Origin of the sequence: Streptomyces sp. NPDC047002 (assembly GCF_040704505.1) — a bacterium.
Classification (GTDB): Bacteria; Actinomycetota; Actinomycetes; order Streptomycetales; family Streptomycetaceae; genus Streptomyces.
This window is the reverse complement of the sequence record NZ_JBEYWC010000042.1, coordinates 1-15568: the sequence shown is the minus strand read 5'-3', so window position 1 is coordinate 15568 and position 15568 is coordinate 1. Positions and strand designations below refer to the sequence as shown.

Sequence of the window (15568 nt, the reverse complement as noted above, 5' to 3'; positions counted from 1 at the left end):
CCGCTCCCTCAGACGTACCGCTCCAGGATGGACGACTCCGCGAGGCGCGACAGGCCCTCGCGGACGCTGCGGGCGCGCGCCTCGCCGACGCCGTCGACCGTCTGGAGGTCGTCGACGCTCGCGGCCAGCAGCTTCTGCAGCCCGCCGAAGTGCTCCACGAGACGCTCGATGATGGCGCCCGGCAGCCGCGGCACCTTCGCCAGCAGGCGGTAGCCGCGCGGCGAGACCGCCGAGTCGAGGGTCTCGGGCGAGCCGCTGTAGCCGAGCGCCCGCGCCACCACGGGCAGTTCGAGCAGCTCGGTGTGGGTGAGCGTGTTCAGCTCGTCCAGCGCCTCGCGCACCGTGCGGGAGCGCTTCGCCGTGGGCTCCGGCACGTAGTCGCGCACGACGAGCTCGCGCTCGGGCTCGACGCCCGCGATCAGCTCGTCCAGCTGGAGCGCGAGCAGCCGGCCGTCCGTGCCGAGCTCCACCACGTACTCGGCGATCTCGGTGGCGATCCTGCGCACCATTTCGAGGCGCTGCGCGACCGCCGTGACGTCCCTGACCGTCACCAGATCCTCGATCTCCAGCGCCGACAGCGTGCCGGCGACCTCGTCGAGCCTGAGCTTGTAGCGCTCCAGGGTGGCCAGCGCCTGGTTGGCGCGGGACAGGATCGCCGCGGACTCCTCAAGCACGCGACGCTCGCCGTTCACGTACAGGGCGATCAGCCGCATCGACTGCGAGACGGAGACCACGGGGAAGCCGCACTGCTTCGAGACCCGGTCCGCCGTGCGGTGGCGGGTACCGGTCTCCTCCGTCGGGATGGACGCGTCGGGCACCAGCTGCACGCCCGCCCGCAGGATCTTGGTGATGTCCTTGTCGAGGATGAGCGCGCCGTCGAGCTTGCACAGCTCGCGCAGGCGCGTGGAGGTGAACTCCACGTCCAGCACGAAACCGCCCGTGCACATCGCCTCGACCGTCCTGTCCATGCCGAGCACGATCAGACCGCCGGTGTTGCCGCGCAGGATGCGCTCAAGGCCGTCCCGCAGCGCCGTGCCCGGCGCGACCGCGCTCAGGGAGGAGCGCATGAGCGATTCAGCGCCGGGAACGCCGGAGCCCGCACCGGACTTTCCGGGTGCCGACCCCCGGTCGCCTGCTGCCATTGCGATCCTCCGGCTCGTACGGATGGGCGAGACCAGGGCAAAGTCTACCGGCGCACATCTTCGTCCCGGGGTGCCTGGGCGCGCGCCCGGCGCGGCAGGACACGCAGCGCGTCGCCCATGTCGGCGACTTCCGTGACCTTCATACCGGCCGGGACCTTGCCGGGGTCGCCCGGCACGAGGGCGTGCGTGAAACCCAGCCGGTGGGCCTCCGCGAGCCTGCGCTGCACGCCCGTCACCCGCCTGACCTCGCCGGCGAGCCCCACCTCGCCGATCGCCACCAGGTTCTTCGGCAGCGGGGTGTCGCTCGCGGCCGACGCCAGCGCGAGCGCCACCGCGAGGTCGGCAGCGGGCTCGGTGAGCCGGACCCCGCCGACCGTCGCGCTGTAGATGTCCCGCTTGCCGAGCGCGGAGATGCGGCCGCGCTGCTCCAGGACCGCGAGCATCATCGACACCCGGGACGTCTCGAGGCCGGAGGTCGTACGGCGCGGCGAGGGGATCTGCGAGTCGACCGTCAGCGCCTGCACCTCCGCGACCAGCGGGCGGCGGCCTTCGAGCGTCACCGTCAGGCACGTGCCGGGCACGGGCTCGTCGCGCCGCGTCAGGAACAGGCCCGACGGGTCGGCGAGGCCCGTGATGCCCTCGTCGTGCAGCTCGAAGCAGCCGACCTCGTCCGTCGTCCCGTACCTGTTCTTCACGCCGCGCACCAGCCGCAGCCTGGCGTGCCGGTCGCCCTCGAACTGCAGCACCACGTCCACCAGGTGTTCGAGCAGGCGCGGTCCCGCGATCGCGCCGTCCTTCGTGACATGGCCGACGAGCAGCGTCGCCATCCCGCGCTCCTTGGACGCGCGGATCAGCGCGCCCGCGACCTCCCGCACCTGCGCCATGCCGCCGGGCGCGCCGTCGATCTCCGGGGACGCCACCGTCTGCACCGAGTCGAGGACCAGCAGGGACGGCTTCACCGCGTCGAGATGGCCGAGCACCGCCGACAGGTCGGTCTCCGCTGCGAGGTACAGGTCGTCGTGGAGCGCGCCGATCCGGTCGGCCCGCAGCCGCACCTGGCTCGCCGACTCCTCGCCCGTCACATAGAGGGTGCGGTGCGCGGGGCTCGCCGCCTTCGCCGCGACGTCGAGCAGCAGCGTCGACTTGCCGACACCCGGCTCGCCGGCGAGCAGCACCACGGCGCCCGGCACGAGGCCGCCGCCGAGCACCCGGTCGAGCTCGGGCACGCCCGTGGGCCGCGCCGTCGCCTGCCGGCCGTCGACCTCGCCGATCGGCACGGCGGCCGCGGTGACCCGCCCGGCCGCCGTCGTGCGCACGGCGGGCGCACCGTACTCCTCGACGGTGCCCCACGCCTGGCACTCGGGACACCGTCCGAGCCACTTCGCGGTCGTCCAGCCGCACTCCGTGCAGCGATAGGTCGGCCTGTCCTTGGCGGTCTTCGTACGGGTGGCCATGCGGCTCACCGTATAGCGCCCCACCGACAACCCCGCCCGGCGGTGGTGCGGCGGCCGGCGCGGAACGGCCCGGCCATCTCCGGCCGCCCGACGCGGAGCCCGGCGTCCCGCACGCCGCGCTCCTGGCGCACGGGCGGCGCGTGGAGGGACGAGGGACGCGCGCGGGGCGCTTTCGGGGGTGGGACACGTGGGGTGGGGCGGGGGTCGGCGTAAGTGAAGTGACGATTCTTGTCCCCTTTCGGTGGGTTCCTTCACCCGTACGGATTAAATGCGCTGAAGAGGCCGGAAGGGCGTCCTTTCCTCTGTCTACCGTCGCCAGGTGACGAGCAGCAGCCCCGAGACCTCCCTGCACACCGACGGCGCGCGTCGTGCGCCCCACCGTGCGCCCCGGGTGGCGGCGCCGAGGCCGCCCGCGCGCTACGAGCCCTATCTGGACGGCCTGTTCACCTACTGCCTCTCCGTGCTCTGCGACCACGAGGCGGCGACGGCGGTGCTCGGTGAGGTGCTGGCCATCTCAGAGCGGCAGTACGGGCGTTCGCCGACCGGTGAGCCCGAGCGCAAGGCGTGGCTCTACGCGCTCGCCCGCTGGGCGTGCCTGCGCGCCCTCACCGAGCAGCGCGCACAACGGCGCGACGACCGGCGCCGCGGCCGCGCCGGGGCGCACGCCCAGGCCGCGGCGGCCGAGCGGCCGGGCGGCGCCCCCGCCGTCCCCGCCGACCACGCAGCCGACGAGCGCAGGCGCCGCGAACTGGCCCTGCTCGCCTGGCCCGAGGCCGCGGGCACCACCCCGGAGCAGCGCGAGGTGCTCGAACTCGCGGTGCGCCACCAGCTCGGTCCGCGCGGCGTCGCCTCGGTCCTCTCGATGGAGCCTGCGGCGGCGCGGAGCCTGCTGTCACGGGCCGCCGTCGAGGTCGAGCGGACCCGCACGGCGCTCGCCGTGGTCGAGACGGGCGCCTGCCCCTCCGTGGCACGGCTCGCCGCCGACAGCCGGGTACTGCTCTCGGCCGCGCTGCGCCAGGAGCTCGTACGGCACGTCGACGACTGCCCGCGCTGCCGCCGCACCGCGGAGCGCGTGGAGGCGCAGGGCCCCTGGCCCGGCGCCACCCCGCGCCCGGCCCGCAGGTCGCCCGCCGTCCTGCCGCTCGTCGAGGCCGACCGGGCAGCGGCCTACGCGGCGATGCTGCACGCGCCACGGGCCAGGGGCGCGGCGCCCCGCTTCGGCCGAGACGGCTTCCCCCTCGACGCCAAGGACCGCGCGGCTCGCCGCGACCGGCTGCGGGCCCGCGCGGTGACGACGACCGTCGTCGCCACGGTGATCGCGGCACCGGTGTTCGCGCTGTGGGCCGCGTACCGCAACGCGCCGGAGACCGGCGAGGGCCACGGCGGCCCCTCCGTCAGTGCGGGCGAGCCCGGCGGGCCCTCCTCGCACGACGGCAGCGGCTACGAGCGGTACGAGAACGCGGGCAACGCCAGCGACGGGCCCGGCGCGGACGGCGGCCGCGGCGCCGAGGGCTCGGACGTCTCCGTCAAGGTCCTCGGCCACGGCACGGCGACGTCCGGCGCAGGCGCCGCGGGCGCGGGGGCACTCGACGTCACGGCCCGCACGTCGGCGGGCCGCTCCACGATCACCCTCACCGCCGCGGGCGCCCCCGTCAGCTGGTCGGCGAGCGTCGGCGCGAGCTGGCTGAGCCTCAGCAGGAGCTCGGGCACCCTCGCCGCGGGCCAGTCGGTGACGCTGTACGTCACGGTCGACCACGCGCGGGAGCCCGCGGGCCCCTGGCGCGCCAGGATCGCGCTCCACCCGACCGGCGCCGTGGTGCTCGTGGACGGCTACGGCTACCCGCACACCCCGCAGGGCGGCGGCTCCCCGCGGCCCGGGACCTCGGGCCGCCACGGCGGCCACGGAAGCGGCGGCCACCACGGTGGCGGCCCGGGAAAGCCGGGCGGCTCCGGCAGCCCCGGCACGACCACGGGCCCGAGCGACCCGGGCGGCTCCGGCGGCCCGAGCAGCCCCGGCGGGAGCCCCACCGACCCGGGCTCGCCCTCCGGCTCCGACGGCAGCGGCGACGGCTCGGGCGGCTCGGGCAGCCCGGGCACCGGCGACCCCACGGCCCCCGCGTCCGACGGGTCGAGCCCCGACCCGCCCTCCTCGCCCCCCGCCACCGGCGACGACCCGAGCGGCTCCGCGCCGTCCGCGAGCTGACCCGCGGCCCGGCGGGCCCCGGCCGACGCCGGGCCGGGCCGCCCCGGCTCAGCTGCGCGCGGGGTCCGCCGGGTGCGGCGCCATCAGGGGCAGCTCGCTCGCCAGGCGGCGCTCGCACAGCTCCGTCAGGACGTCGTACGCCGCCTTGCCCATCAGCTCCGTCAGCTCGGGGCGGTACGACACGTACACCGGGTCGCCCGCGCCGTGCGCCGAGGCCGCCGACGTGCACCACCAGTGCAGGTCGTGCCCGCCAGGGCCCCAGCCCCGCCGGTCGTACTCGCCGATCGAGATCTGCAGGACGCGGGTGTCGTCGGGGCGGTCGATCCAGTCGTACGTCCTGCGCACCGGCAGCTGCCAGCACACGTCCGGCTTGGTCTCCAGCGGCTCCTTGCCCTCCTTCAGGGCGAGGATGTGCAGGGCGCAGCCCGCGCCGCCCGCGAAGCCCGGCCGGTTCTGGAAGATGCAGGAGCCCTGGAAGACGCGGGTCTGGCGGTGCGGGTCGTCGTCGTCCGCGTCGTCGGCGGCTTCGGCCTCGTCGAGGTCGTCGTCGTCCGCGTCGGCGTCCTCGAACCCATCGACGGCGTCATCGTCATCGCCATCGTCGTCCGTCGCCTGCGTCCAGCCGTTCCGTGTGCCCTCGTCGTGGAACTGCCAGATCTCCGGCGTCAGCCGGGCCACATGGCCGGCGACCCGCCGCTCGTCGTCCGCGTCGGAGAAGTGCGCGCCCAGCGTGCAGCAGCCGTCGGCGGCGCGGCCCGCCTGGATGCCCTGGCAGCCGCTGCCGAAGATGCACGTCCACCGGGACGTCAGCCAGGTCAGGTCGCAGCGGAAGACCTGCTCGGCGTCGGCCGGGTCGGGGAACTCCACCCAGGCGCGCGCGAAGTCGACGCCGTGCTCGTCCTCCTCGGGCAGCACAGCGAGCGCGGCCGCACCGGCCCGCTGCTTCTTCGGCTTCTTCCGGTCCTTCGCCTGCTCGGCTTTGCCCGGCTTCGTCTTGTTCGTCTTAGGCACGGGCCCAAGGGTAAGTCCGCGGCCGCGGGTACGGTTCCGCCCATGAGACTCGGAGTCCTCGATGTCGGTTCGAACACCGTGCATCTGCTCGCGGTCGACGCCCACCGGGGCGCCAGGCCGCTGCCCGCCTATTCCCACAAGGCGGAGCTGCGCCTCGCCGAACTCCTCCAGGACGACGGGGCGATAGGCCCCGAGGGGGTGGACCGGCTCGTCGCCACCGTCGCCGACGCGGTGCGGGCTGCCGAGGAGAAGGGCTGCGAGGACGTCCTCGCCTTCGCGACCTCCGCCGTGCGGGAGGCCACCAACGCCGACCACGTGCTCGCCCGGGTCCGCGCGGAGACCGGCACCGACCTCCAGGTACTCACCGGCGCGGAGGAGGCGAGACTCACCTTCCTCGCCGCCCGCCGCTGGTTCGGCTGGTCCGCGGGCCGCCTCCTCGTCCTCGACATCGGCGGCGGCTCGCTGGAGATCGCGTACGGCGTGGACGAGGCCCCCGACGCGGCCGTCTCGCTGCCGCTCGGCGCGGGCCGCCTCACCGCGGGCCGGCTGCCCGGCGACCCGCCCGACGCCCTGGACGTGCGGGTGCTGCGCCGCGACGTGCGCGCCGAGATCGCCCGTACGGTCGGCGAGTTCAGCCGCCTCGGCAGGCCCGACCACACCGTCGCCACCTCCAAGACCTTCCGCCAGCTCGCCCGCATCGGCGGTGCGGCACGCTCCGCCGAGGGTGTGTACGTGCAGCGGCAGCTGAGCCGCGCCGCCCTGGAGGAGTGGGTGCCGAAGCTCGCGGAGATGACCGTGGAGCAGCGCGCGGGACTGCCGGGCGTCTCCCTCGGCCGGGCCCCGCAGCTGCTCGCCGGCGCGCTGGTCGCGGAGGCGGCGATGGACCTGTTCGACGTGGACGTGCTGGAGATCTGCCCGTGGGCGCTGCGCGAGGGCGTCATCCTGCGCCGCCTCGACCGGATGCCCGCGACCTGACGGGCGGGCCCGCACAGGCCGGGCCGCCGGGCCCCCGCAGGCGGGCGGGGGAGCGCGGGCGGCCCCGTACCCTGTTTGGGTGGCTAATCCAGCGGCAGATCAAGCGATGCGCGTTCCGGCTGCGAAGGTCGCCCTGTCCACGGCCTCGGTCTATCCGGAGACCACGGCGACCGCCTTCGAGATCGCGGGGCGCCTCGGCTACGACGGCGTCGAGGTCATGGTCTGGACGGACCCCGTGAGCCAGGACATCGACGCGCTGCGCGGGCTCTCGGACTTCCACGAGGTGCCGATCCTCGCGGTCCACGCGCCGTGTCTCCTGATCACCCAGCGGGTGTGGTCCTCCGACCCGTGGACCAAGCTCCAGCGGGCGCGGGCGGCGGCAGAGAAGCTCGGCGCCTCCACCGTCGTCGTGCACCCGCCGTTCCGCTGGCAGCGCCAGTACGCGCGCGACTTCGTGTCCGGAATCTGGCGGATGGCCGAGGAGACGGACGTCAGGTTCGCGGTCGAGAACATGTACCCGTGGCGCTACCGCGACCGCGAGATGCTCGCGTACGCGCCCGACTGGGACGTCACCAAGGACGACTACCGGCACTTCACCGTCGACCTCTCGCACACCGCCACCGCGCGCACGGACACCCTCGCGATGGTCGACCGCATGGGCGAGCGGCTCGGGCACGTCCACCTCGCCGACGGCAAGGGCTCGGCGAAGGACGAGCACCTGGTGCCGGGGCGCGGCGACCAGCCCTGCGCCGAGCTGCTGCGCGGCCTGCGCGGCAGCGGCTTCGACGGCCATGTGGTGGTCGAGGTCAACACGCGCCGCGCGATGTCGGTCGCGGAGCGCGAGGCCGACCTCGCGGAGGCGCTGGCCTTCGCCAGGCACCACCTCGCGCCGCCCGGCACCGTGCCGGCTCCCGCGGCGGCGCCCCCCGCCCGGGCGCAGGAGCCGGCGCAGGCGCGGCGCATCCGCAGGCCGGGGCGCGGCGGGCGCCCAGGACGGGCGGGGGGCGCCGCGTGAAGGAGTCCGGCGCGGCGCCGGGCCCGGGCGCCCCCGCACGGCGGGGCCGTGGCCGTCCCGCGCGGGCCGTGGCCGACGCGGGGCCCGGCGCGCGGGAACGCATCCTCGACGCGGCGCGCGGCGAGTTCGCGGCCCACGGCTACGACAGGACGTCCGTGCGCGGCATCGCCAGGGCCGCGGGCGTCGACCCGGCCCTCGTGCACCACTACTTCGGCACGAAGGAAGAGGTCTTCGGCGCGGCCATCGAGGTCTCCTTCGAGCCCGCGGCCGGCGTGCGCGGCATCCTCGCGGGCGACCGGGACACCATCGGGGAGCGGCTGGCGCGCTACTTCGTCGGCGTGTGGGAGGACGAGGGCAGCAGGGCGCCGCTGCTCGCCGTGGTCCGCTCGGCGCTCACGCACGAGACCGCCGCGGGCGTGCTGCGCACCTTCGTGCTCGGCCGGCTGCTCGAACCGATCGCGCAGGCACTCGACGTACCCGACCCGCGGCTCGCCGCCGAACTCGCGGCGTCGCAGATGGTCGGCATCGCGCTGCTGCGGTACGTGCTGCGGCTCGAACCGCTGGCGGGGGCGGACGCCGAGGAGCTGGTACGCCGGGTGGCGCCGGCCCTCCAGCACCACCTGACGGGCGGCTGAGCGACGGGAGCCGCACGACCGGCGGGAGTCCGTAGGACCGACAGGAACCCGCACGACCGGCGGGAGCCCGTACGACCCCCGGCCCGCGTCCGGTCCTCGAACGCGCGTCCCGCATTCCGGACAACGTGTCCGGATCTTGGAGGCGGAGCGTAGGCTCGACTCAGCCATTCGTGCTGTACGCATCTGCTGAAGGAGCGAGCGACGATGCCCGAGCTGAGGTCCCGCACAGTCACCCACGGCCGCAACATGGCGGGCGCGCGCGCCCTTATGCGGGCGTCGGGCGTAGCGAGCGAGGACATCGGCAAGCCGATCGTGGCCATCGCCAACTCGTTCACCGAGTTCGTGCCCGGGCACACGCACCTGGCGCCGGTGGGCCGGATCGTCTCGGAAGCGGTGCAGGCCGCGGGCGCTGTGCCCCGCGAGTTCAACACGATCGCGGTCGACGACGGCATCGCGATGGGCCACGGCGGCATGCTGTACTCGCTGCCCTCGCGCGACCTGATCGCGGACTCCGTCGAGTACATGGTCGAGGCGCACTGCGCGGACGCCCTCGTCTGCATCTCCAACTGCGACAAGATCACGCCGGGCATGCTGATGGCCGCGATGCGGCTGAACATCCCCACGATCTTCGTCTCGGGCGGTCCCATGGAGGCCGGCCGCGCGACGCTCGTCGACGGCACGGTCCGCAAGCTCGACCTGATCAACGCCATGTCGGACGCGGTGAACGAGTCGGTGTCCGACGCCGACATGCTCCGCATCGAGGAGAACGCCTGCCCGACCTGCGGCTCCTGTTCCGGCATGTTCACCGCCAACTCGATGAACTGCCTGACCGAGGCGATCGGCCTCGCCCTCCCGGGCAACGGCTCCGTCCTCGCCACCCACACCGCGCGCCGCGCCCTGTACGAGCGCGCGGGGGCCACCGTCGTCGAGCTGGCCAAGCGCTACTACGAGCAGGACGACGCCTCGGTGCTGCCGCGCAGCGTCGCCACGCACGCCGCGTTCGAGAACGCGATGGCGCTCGACATCGCCATGGGCGGTTCGACCAACACGATCCTGCACCTGCTCGCCGCCGCGCAGGAGGCGGGCGTCGAGTACGACCTCGGCGACATCGACGCCGTCTCGCGCCGCGTGCCCTGCCTGGCCAAGGTCGCGCCGAACGTCGCCCCCGGCGGCACGTACTACATGGAGGACGTGCACAGGGCGGGCGGCATCCCCGCGATCCTCGGCGAGCTCTACCGCGGCGGCCTGCTCAACGAGGACGTGCACACGGTCCACTCGCCCGGCGTCAAGGAGTGGCTCGAGACCTGGGACGTGCGCAGCGGCTCGCCCTCAGAAGAGGCTGTCGAGCTGTGGCACGCCGCGCCCGGCTGCGCGCGCTCGGCGAGCGCCTTCTCGCAGTCCGAGCGGTGGGAGTCGCTCGACGTGGACGCGGCCGGCGGCTGCATCCGCGACGTGGCGCACGCGTACAGCAAGGACGGCGGCCTCGGCGTGCTGCGCGGCAACATCGCCGTCGACGGCTGCGTGGTGAAGACCGCGGGCGTGGACGAGTCGATCTGGACGTTCGAGGGCCCCGCGGTGGTCTGCGAGTCGCAGGAGGAGGCCGTAGAGAAGATCCTCCGCAAGGAGATCACCGAGGGCGACGTCGTCGTCATCCGCTACGAGGGCCCCAAGGGCGGCCCCGGCATGCAGGAGATGCTCTACCCGACCTCGTACCTGAAGGGCCGCGGCCTGGGCAAGAGCTGCGCGCTGATCACCGACGGCCGCTTCTCCGGCGGCACTTCGGGCCTGTCCATCGGGCACGTCTCGCCCGAGGCGGCAGCGGGCGGCGCGATCGCGCTGGTGCACGACGGCGACCGCATCCGCATCGACATCCCGGCGCGCTCCATCGAACTGCTCGTCGGCGACGAGGAGCTGGCCGCGCGCCGGGAGGCGCTCGGCGGCGTGTACGCGCCGCGCGACCGCGACCGCAAGGTGTCGGCGGCGCTGCGCGCCTACGCGGCGATGGCGACGAGCGCGGACCGCGGCGCCGTCCGCGACGTGTCCCGCCTGGGCTGACCGGTCGCGCCGGGCCGGGGCCCGGAGGCCCCTCGCCGTGCGGGGCCCGGCCGCTCCCGGTCGCCGGGCCCGCCGGGGGATAATCGACCCGTGAGCGAGCAGCGGAGCCCCGAGGGGCAGGAAACCCAGGAGCGGCAGGCCGACGGGCGGGAGCGCGGCAGCGGCGCGGCCACCCGCGGCGGCCGGCCCGCGCAGGGCGCGCCCGGCGGCCCGGAGCCGGAGGCCCTGCGGTTCTTCGGCACCACCTGGCTCGCCCACGACGGCGGCTACGGCCTGCGCCGCGCAGCCGTCGCCGCCGGCGCGCTGCTGGCGGCCGCCGCGTCCTGCGCCGTCCTGCGGTTCGCCTACGACGGCCTCGCGCTCGCCGACGTCGGCCCCTTCGTGGGCGTGCTCGTCGTGGCGATGTTCGCGGTGTGCAGCTTCGTCGCGTTCCGCAGGACCTGGGACGGCTTCTCCGCCAGGCCCGCCGACCCCGCCCGCGAGGAGTCCCTGCGCAGCCTGAAGGCGATCGGCTTCATCGGCTCGCTCCTCGCCTACTTCGTGCGCTCGCTCACCGAGGCGCCCGGCGAGGGGCTGCGCCGCCGCGAGTACGAGGCCGCAGTCGCCGCGTACGAGAAGCGCCGCGCGGCCCGCAGCGGCAGGCCCGGCACGGCGGCCCGCCGCCCCAAGCAGCCCGGGACCAAGCGCCGCTGAGCCCCGCACACAACGGCCCCCGCCGGGTCGACCTGGTGGTCACCAGGCGCCCCGCGTGAGCCCCGCCGCCCGGAGCAGCGTCAGGAGGCGCCCTCGGCGGCCGGCGCGCAGGCGGCCCCCCGCGCCACGGCCGACGGCGGCGCGGACGCCAGCGGGACACCGGCCTCCTCGATCGCCCGCACCAGCGGCGCGAGCGCCGGATTGCGCGCGGCCTCGGCCAGCGCGTCCCGCAGCGCGGCGTCGTTGGTCGGGCGGGCCCGCTCCAGCAGGGCGAGGCCCTCGGCCGTGACGTCCGTGTAGATGCCCCTGCGGTCCGTGGGACACAGGTAACGCGACAGCAGCCCCCGGTCCTCCAACCTGCTGACCAGCCGCGTCGTCGCGCTCTGGCTCAGCACCACCGCGTCGGCGACCTGCTTCATCTGGAGGTGGCCGCCGTCGCCGTCGTGCTGCCTGCTGAGGGTGTTGAGCAGGGAGTACTCGCGCACGCTCAGCCCGTGCCCCGCCTGCAGCAGCCGCTCGATGTGCGACTCGATCTGGCCGTGGAGCAGCGACAGCGCGGACCAGCCCTGGGCGAGAGCGGTGAGCGCCGGGTCGGTCGCGGTCATGGGGACCTCCGTGTCCTGCGCGCGTGGCCGCGCGTTCTCGTGCAGTCTCTTCCCTCCTCCCAGGGTAGTCCACGAGCGAAATATTCGGCGCATGCAAGTAAAATCGGCGATGGCCGTTCCGACCTGGGGTGATAAGGGCCACCACTGGTCACGAGTCGTCCGAGGACTTGGACGCGCGGCCCGAAGAACGAAAAGCTGGTGGCGTCGGACACACCAGCGTGCCGACGACGGAAGACCCGGGAGCCGAGCAGTGGCCGAGCCAGCGGTATTCGAGCGGGAGCGCGAGCGCCTGTGGAGCATCGCCTACCGCATCACCGGATCCGTCGCCGACGCCGACGACGCCGTGCAGGACGCCTGGCTGCGCTGGCAGCGCCTGCCGGACGGCGAGGCGCACACGCCCCGCGCGTACCTCACCACCGTCGTCAGCCGGATCTGCTACGACCAGCTCACCTCGGCCCGCGCCCGCCGCGAGGCGTACGTCGGCACCTGGCTCCCCGAGCCCCTCGTCACCGAGCCGGGCCCCGAGGAGCGCGCCGCCCTCGACGAGTCCGTCGGCACGGCCATGCTGTTCGTGCTCGAACGCCTCACCCCCGCAGAGCGCACCGCCTTCATCCTCCACGACGTGTTCTCCGTGCCCTTCGCAGAGATCGCCGAGGCCGTCGGCCGCAGCGCCGACTCCGTACGGCAGCTCGCTTCACGCGGCCGCCGCCGCGTCCGCGACGAGGCGCCCCGCACCACCGTGGACCGCGACGAGAGCCGCCGGGCCGTCGACGCCTTCCTCACGGCGGCCATGGCGGGCGACTTCGACGCCCTCCTCGAAGTCCTCGACCCCGAGGCGGTCCTGCGCTCCGACGGCGGCGGCAAGGTCATCGCCGCCCGTCTTCCGGTGATCGGCGGCGAGAAGGTCGCCACGTTCATGACCCGCGTCCTGCGCGGCTACGAACCCGACCGCATGCGCCTCGTCCCCCGCGACGTCAACGGCGCACCCGGAGCCCTCCTCTACGACCTCACCGCCGGCCCCCTCGCCGTCTACTCCTTCACCGTGGGCGAGGGCCGCATCAGGACCATCCACGGCGTCCTCAACCCCGACAAGCTCCGCCACATCCCCACCCCTCGCACCCCCGAACCCGCCTACGCCCTCACCGCCCCCCGCCGTCCCTGACCCCCCGCCGCTCGTGCGCAGGGAAAAACGGGCCGCCGGCGGATGCGCCAGGATGGCCCGGTACGCACCCGTACACGACCGCACGAAGACCCATGCACCACCGCACGGCGAGGTGACCGAAGTGACCGGTACGAACCAGACCCGCCCCAGCAGGACCGTCGCGGTCCTCGGCACGGGCAAGATCGGCGAGGCGCTGCTCAGCGGCATGCTGCGCGCGGGCTGGCGCCCCGAGCACCTCCTCGTCACCACCCGCAGGGCCGAGCGCGCCGCTGAACTGCACGACCGTTACGGCGTCGAGCACGTCACCAACGCCCAGGCGGCCAAGCGCGCCGACACCCTCATCCTCGCCGTGAAGCCGCAGGACATGGGCACGCTCCTCGGCGAACTCGCCCCCCACACCACCGCGGACCGCCTGGTGATCAGCGCCGCGGCCGGCATCACCACCGCCTTCATCGAGGAGCGCCTCGCGGCGGGCGTCGCCGTCGTGCGCGTCATGCCCAACACCCCCGTCGTCGTGGACGAGGGCATGTCCGTCATCTCGGCGGGCAGCCACGCCGTCGCCGAAGACCTCGCCCACGCCGAGGAGATCTTCGGCGGCGTCGGCAAGACCCTCCGCGTCCCCGAGTCCCAGCAGGACGCCGCCACCGCCCTCTCGGGCTCGGGACCCGCCTACTTCTACTTCCTCGTCGAGGCCATGACGGACGCAGGCATCCTCCTCGGCGTCCCTCGCGCCCAGGCCCACGACCTGATCGTGCAGTCCGCGATCGGTGCCGCCGTGATGCTCCGCGACAGCGGCGAACACCCCGTGAAGCTCCGCGAGGCCGTCACCTCGCCCGCGGGCACCACGATCAACGCCATCCGCGAACTGGAGGACCACGGCGTGCGGTCCGCCCTCATCGCCGCGCTCGAAGCGGCCAGAGACCGCAGCCGCGCGCTCGCCACCGGCAACGGCTGACCCGTGCGCGCCGGGGGCAACCGGGGGGAACCGGGGGAAAGGAGGAGGCCGTGTCCCCCTCCCCCCCCGGCCCACGGGCCCGGCGGACTCACCGCGCGGGCAGCAGCCCCACCGCCGCGTACGCCGCGTCCACCACGGGCCGCGCCACCGCGCGCGCCCGGCCGGCGCCCGCCCGCAGCACCGCTTCCACGGCGCCCGGATCGGCAGCGAGCCGCGCGTACCGCTCCTGGAGCGGACGCAGCACCCCGACCACCGCATCCGCCACGTCCCGCTTGAGCGCCCCGTACGAGTCGTACGACGCGGCCAGCGCGGCCGGATCGCTCCCGCCGCCCCCGCCGCCGGCCCCCGCGCCCGCCGCCAGGTCGGCGCGGCACGCGGCCAGGATGTCCAGCAGGTTCGCCACCCCCGGCCGCGCCGCCCTGTCGTACACGACGTCGCGCCCGCTGTCGGTCACCGCCCGCATGACCTTCCTGCGCACGGTGTCGAGATCGTCGAGCAGATAGACGATCCCCGCCCCGTCCGCATGCGACTTGCCCATCTTGCCCGTGGGGTCCTGGAGGTCCATGACCCGCGCGGCCACCGGGGGCGCGGTGGCCCGCGGCACCGTGAACGTCTCCCCGTACCGCTGGTTGAACCGCACCGCCAGATCGCGGGTCAGCTCCACGTGCTGCCGCTGGTCCTCGCCGACCGGCACCTCGTCGGTCCGGTACGCCAGGATGTCCGCCGCCATCAGCGCCGGATACGACAGCAGCGAGAACCGCACGCCCTCACCGGACTCCCTCGCCCGCGCACTCTTCTCCCGGTACTGGATCATGCGCCGCAGCTCCCCGTCCGTGGCCACGCACTCCAGCAGGTACGACAGCCGGGTGTGCTCGTCCACGTGGCTCTGCACGAACAGCGCGCAGACCTGGGGGTCGAGCCCCGCCGCCAGCAGCAGCGTCGCGGTCCGGCGGCTGAGCCTGCGGATCCTGGCCGGCTCGTGCTCGACGGTGAGGGCGTGCAGATCCACAACGGAGAAGAAGGCGTCCGCCCGGTGCTGGTCGACGCGGACCCACCGCGAGATCGCCCCCAGGTAGTTGCCGAGCGTCAGGTCCCCGGTGGGTTTGATCCCGCTGAAGATCGTGGTCATGTGCCGTCTCCTGTTCTCCGTACGAGGGCCCGCCGCCCGACCGGCCGGGCCGCGCCCCCGGGGGTCCCGGGGGAGGAGAAACAGAAACGGCCGCCGGAGGCGGCGGCCGTGGGGTGTGTGTACCGGCCGCCGTCAGGCGGCCCACCACTGGCAGGTGCGAGGGGTACGTACACACGAGGTCATGGGCCCAGGGTACGCGCGCTACCCCGGAGTTGACAGTCTCAACCCCGATCCGTAACGTACTCCGGGCTGTTCGACGTGAGCGCCGATCCAGGTCGGACCCGGACAGCCACTCCGCAGGAACCTCTCAGACCAAGACGGCACGCTGCCGTCCTGTTCGGCATGTGCGTTCCCACGGAGCGGGAAAGCAGGAATCCAGTTCGAAAGAACGGGAAGCCCCGATTAGCGTCGGAGCCCCTGAATCCGCTAAAGTCTCACTCGTCGGAACGGCCGAGCGAAAGGGCCGGAAAGACGGAGCAGGGCCCCACCTTCCGGCGGGGAATCAGACGGGGAAACACGGGAAACAGCGTCTGA

The 15568-nt window shown here is 74.4% G+C and carries 13 protein-coding genes; 8 read left to right on the top strand and 5 right to left on the bottom strand.

Features of this window, described 5'->3' with window-relative positions; genetic code table 11:
- Positions 1-8: 8 nt before the first annotated feature.
- The gene (disA, locus tag AB0910_RS28425) at positions 9-1142 is read right to left on the bottom strand and encodes a DNA integrity scanning diadenylate cyclase DisA (protein ID WP_345649729.1); all 1134 of its coding nucleotides are present in this window, start codon (positions 1140-1142) and stop codon (positions 9-11) included.
- Between the two features lie 44 nt (positions 1143-1186).
- Complete coding sequence (radA, locus tag AB0910_RS28420; RefSeq protein WP_366747517.1) at positions 1187-2596, bottom strand: DNA repair protein RadA; 1410 nt, start codon at positions 2594-2596, stop codon at positions 1187-1189.
- Positions 2597-2915: 319 nt separating this feature from the next.
- Between radA and AB0910_RS28415 the strand changes: the two genes are divergently transcribed.
- The gene (locus AB0910_RS28415; protein WP_366747516.1) at positions 2916-4799 is read left to right on the top strand and encodes a hypothetical protein; all 1884 of its coding nucleotides are present in this window, start codon (positions 2916-2918) and stop codon (positions 4797-4799) included.
- Between the two features lie 48 nt (positions 4800-4847).
- On the opposite strand, the gene AB0910_RS28410 is transcribed toward AB0910_RS28415, so the two are convergent.
- The gene (locus AB0910_RS28410) at positions 4848-5810 is read right to left on the bottom strand and encodes a hypothetical protein (RefSeq protein ID WP_366747515.1); all 963 of its coding nucleotides are present in this window, start codon (positions 5808-5810) and stop codon (positions 4848-4850) included.
- Between the two features lie 42 nt (positions 5811-5852).
- Here AB0910_RS28410 and AB0910_RS28405 point away from each other — a divergent pair, with 42 nt between their 5' ends.
- From AB0910_RS28405 to AB0910_RS28385, 5 genes are all read left to right on the top strand, one after another.
- Positions 5853-6785 (top strand): Ppx/GppA phosphatase family protein, encoded by a 933-nt coding sequence (locus AB0910_RS28405; RefSeq protein WP_366747514.1) that lies wholly within the window; start codon positions 5853-5855, stop codon positions 6783-6785.
- Between the two features lie 106 nt (positions 6786-6891).
- A complete protein-coding gene (locus AB0910_RS28400; RefSeq protein ID WP_366747513.1) occupies positions 6892-7800 on the top strand; it encodes a sugar phosphate isomerase/epimerase in 909 nt (302 codons plus the stop codon).
- A complete protein-coding gene (locus AB0910_RS28395; protein WP_366747512.1) occupies positions 7797-8435 on the top strand; it encodes a TetR family transcriptional regulator in 639 nt (212 codons plus the stop codon). The genes AB0910_RS28400 and AB0910_RS28395 overlap by 4 nt, the downstream gene beginning before the upstream one ends.
- 204 nt (positions 8436-8639) lie before the next feature.
- Complete coding sequence (gene ilvD / locus AB0910_RS28390; protein WP_366747511.1) at positions 8640-10490, top strand: dihydroxy-acid dehydratase; 1851 nt, start codon at positions 8640-8642, stop codon at positions 10488-10490.
- A gap of 225 nt (positions 10491-10715) precedes the next feature.
- Positions 10716-11183, top strand: a complete 468-nt coding sequence (locus tag AB0910_RS28385; protein WP_366747554.1) for a hypothetical protein — start codon at positions 10716-10718, stop codon at positions 11181-11183.
- 80 nt (positions 11184-11263) lie between these two features.
- Here the strand turns inward: AB0910_RS28385 and AB0910_RS28380 are convergent, their stop codons facing one another.
- Positions 11264-11788, bottom strand: a complete 525-nt coding sequence (locus AB0910_RS28380; RefSeq protein WP_366747510.1) for a MarR family transcriptional regulator — start codon at positions 11786-11788, stop codon at positions 11264-11266.
- Between the two features lie 250 nt (positions 11789-12038).
- On the opposite strand from AB0910_RS28380, the gene sigJ reads away from it, so the two are divergent.
- Positions 12039-12950 (top strand): RNA polymerase sigma factor SigJ, encoded by a 912-nt coding sequence (gene sigJ / locus AB0910_RS28375; protein WP_366747509.1) that lies wholly within the window; start codon positions 12039-12041, stop codon positions 12948-12950.
- Between the two features lie 121 nt (positions 12951-13071).
- The gene (gene proC / locus AB0910_RS28370) at positions 13072-13905 is read left to right on the top strand and encodes a pyrroline-5-carboxylate reductase (protein ID WP_366747508.1); all 834 of its coding nucleotides are present in this window, start codon (positions 13072-13074) and stop codon (positions 13903-13905) included.
- A gap of 88 nt (positions 13906-13993) precedes the next feature.
- On the opposite strand, the gene trpS is transcribed toward proC, so the two are convergent.
- Positions 13994-15034, bottom strand: a complete 1041-nt coding sequence (gene trpS / locus AB0910_RS28365) for a tryptophan--tRNA ligase (RefSeq protein WP_366747507.1) — start codon at positions 15032-15034, stop codon at positions 13994-13996.
- Positions 15035-15568 lie beyond the last annotated feature (534 nt).

Bases quoted from the DNA above. Each gene is read 5' to 3' on its own strand.
- disA (WP_345649729.1), bottom strand. From the start codon at position 1,142: ATGGCAGCAGGCGACCGGGGGTCGGCACCCGGAAAGTCCGGTGCGGGC.
- radA (WP_366747517.1), bottom strand. From the start codon at position 2,596: ATGGCCACCCGTACGAAGACCGCCAAGGACAGGCCGACCTATCGCTGC.
- AB0910_RS28405 (WP_366747514.1), top strand. From the start codon at position 5,853: ATGAGACTCGGAGTCCTCGATGTCGGTTCGAACACCGTGCATCTGCTC.
- AB0910_RS28400 (WP_366747513.1), top strand. From the start codon at position 6,892: ATGCGCGTTCCGGCTGCGAAGGTCGCCCTGTCCACGGCCTCGGTCTAT.
- ilvD (WP_366747511.1), top strand. From the start codon at position 8,640: ATGCCCGAGCTGAGGTCCCGCACAGTCACCCACGGCCGCAACATGGCG.
- AB0910_RS28380 (WP_366747510.1), bottom strand. From the start codon at position 11,788: ATGACCGCGACCGACCCGGCGCTCACCGCTCTCGCCCAGGGCTGGTCC.
- trpS (WP_366747507.1), bottom strand. From the start codon at position 15,034: ATGACCACGATCTTCAGCGGGATCAAACCCACCGGGGACCTGACGCTC.